This window comes from Blautia sp. An249, from assembly GCF_002159835.1.
Lineage (GTDB): Bacteria > Bacillota > Clostridia > Lachnospirales > Lachnospiraceae > Blautia_A > Blautia_A avistercoris.
Window position 1 is genome coordinate 1 of record NZ_NFJL01000061.1, and the last position, 1,330, is coordinate 1,330.

The window sequence follows — 1,330 nt, forward strand, 5'->3', positions numbered from 1 at the left end:
CCGGGCAAATCACGGGATAGGGGAACCGAATTTACTACCAAATTACTACTTTTGGATTGAGCCGGACACGCTTACTACCCCCACCGTGAAGCGCCCACCAGACAAGCACATCAGAGCAAAATAAAATATGACACCGCACGAGCGGCGTTCTTTTTCCCTGCGGGGAGAACAGGACGCCGCTTTTTTTGCGCCCAAATTCAGAAAGGAGGCGGACACCTATGTACTTCACTTCCGGCACCGACCGGGCCTTTGAACAGCTCATGCAGGAAAGGCCGGGCGCAGATCACTTTGACAGCGGCGAGGCGGTCACGCCGGAGGATTGCGGCACCTGCCGCTTCTATCGCCCGCGCTGGAAATATCAGTTTTGTGTCTTTGAGGAATGTCCCTACCAGCCGGGCAAGCTCACCGCCCTGGACGCGGTTTCATTCCAAGTGAAAGGAGTTGACGACGAGATGGCAGTTTTTCGCGTAGAGAAAAACCGGGGCTACACGGTGATGTCCAACCACCACCTGCGGAACAAGGACTTGTCGCTGAAAGCCAAGGGCCTGCTGTCACAAATGCTGTCCCTGCCCGAAGATTGGGACTACACCCTAAAGGGCCTCTCCCTTATCAACCGGGAAAGCATTGACGCCATCCGCACAGCGGTTTGGGAACTGGAAAAGGCCGGGTACATCACCCGCCAGCAGAACCGGGACGGCAAGGGCAAAATGGCCGATATGGTCTATACCATTTACGAGCAGCCCCAGCCCCGGCCAGTACAGCCGGACGACGCTGCGCCGGGATTGGATAACCCGGTATTGGAAAATCCAACATCGGATAATCCAACGCCGGAAAACCCGACGTCGGGAAATCCAATGCAAATAAATAAAGATAGACAAAGTAAAGACCCATTAACTACGGATTTATCAAGTACCCATTCCATTCCTATCCTTTCCCCTACCCCCTCCCCTTTGGAGGATAGGGCGGCACAGCCGCCGGAACGGAAGCGAAAGGAAGCGGGTGAAGCGTACCAGGTGTATGAGGAAATCATCAAGGACAATATCAGCTATGACATTCTCAAATCCGACCTGCCCCATGACGGCGACCGGCTGGACGAGATCGTAGACCTGATACTGGAAACCGTCTGCACCAGACGCAAGACCATCCGCATTGCCGGTGACGATTATCCGGCGGAGCTGGTAAAGGCCAAGATGATGAAGCTGGACAGCGGACACATCCGCTTTGTGCTGGATTGCATGAGTAACAACACCACGGAAATCCGCAACATCAAGCAATACCTGCGGGCGGCGCTGTTCAACGCCCCATCCACCATCGGCAACTATTACACCTC

The 1,330-nt window shown here is 54.7% G+C and carries 1 protein-coding gene; it reads left to right on the plus strand.

The genetic code is table 11. The annotated features are described in order from the left end of the window. Positions 1-452: 452 nt before the first annotated feature. Positions 453-1,330, plus strand: an 878-nt coding sequence (locus B5F53_RS19485) for a DUF6017 domain-containing protein (RefSeq protein WP_330396254.1), incomplete at its 3' end; no start/stop codon positions are given.